Source organism: Rothia sp. HMSC072E10, from assembly GCF_001813965.1.
Lineage (GTDB): Bacteria > Actinomycetota > Actinomycetes > Actinomycetales > Micrococcaceae > Rothia > Rothia mucilaginosa_A.
Genome location: NZ_KV814491.1, coordinates 207,314 through 208,561 on the forward strand (window position 1 = coordinate 207,314; position 1,248 = coordinate 208,561).

A 1,248-nucleotide genomic window follows, 5' to 3' on the forward strand; every position below is an offset into this window, starting at 1 on the left:
CCCTTCCTTTTCGGAGGGGCTTTCATTGAGGCGAACTAGAATTCACTATCTGCGTTGGCGCTGGAAATTTCCCTTCCTTTTCGGAAGGGCTTTCATTGAGGTCTTTCTACTGCACTCTACTAGCTGGGTCTTTCTTCGCTTTCTAACGGAGACTTTCATTGAGGCGTCACACCTCTTGCATCCAATAAGTCAGGCTTATAATATTTCCCTACCTTTTTTGTAGGGACTTTTATTGAGGCCATGCGAAGGGCTCATCCTTGCCCACGGTCCCCGGTATTTCCCTTCCTTTTCGGAGGGGCTTTCATTGAGGGGTGACCGACCGAACCTTCAAGATCGGCACCGGCTCGGATTTCCCTTCTTTTTCGGAAGGGCTTTCATTGAGGGGCGCTGACCGTGCACCGTGCACAGGGCGCGACCGTGATTTCCCTTCCTTTTTGGAGGGGCTTTCATTGAGGGGCACAAGGGCAGCTTTGAGTCGTGGCTGATGCATCAGATTTCCCTTCCTTTTCGGAGGGGCTTTCATTGAGGCAGCAAGCCGCCCGGCACCTGCACGAAACAGATACCGGATTTCCCTGCTTTTTCAGAGGGGCTTTCATTGAGGGATTCCGGTAACGGGGTTCGGGGCTTCAACCTGATTATTTCCCTTCCTTTTCGGAAGGGCTTTCATTGAGGCTTCACCAAGACATTTGCCCCGAAACCCGAAAAGACTATTCCCAGCAGCTTGTGGGACTTCCAATAAGATAGGCTGTTGTGATGGATTAGGATGACTGCTGGACCGTTTGTTCTGCACCTTGGGGTGTAGACTTTCATTGAGGCACGACCAATAACACTGGTGCGACGCAAGTCAGTCTGGCATTTCCCTTCCTTTTTGGAGGGGCTTTCATTGAGGGAAGGTAACTTCGTCGATTCTGTACCGTGTGGAATGGATTTCCCTGCTTTTTTGGCAGGGACTTTCATCGAGGCGCACGCGATTTGGACCTGAACGAGAAGCAAGATTCGGGTTTCTTTGTTTTCTAGCGGAGATTTTCATTGAGGGTGGCACCTGCACAACCTTGCCGTGGTATTTGTCCGCGAATTTCCCTACCTCTTTGTAGGGGCTTTCATTGAGGCGGTGGGTATCGCGATTTTTGCCATCGTCATGGGCAATTTCCCTTCCTTTTCGGAAGGGCTTTCATTGAGGCAGGCACCCTACAGCACCTCTAGCCCATCACAAAAAATTTCCCTTCCTTTTCGGAAGGGCTTTCATTG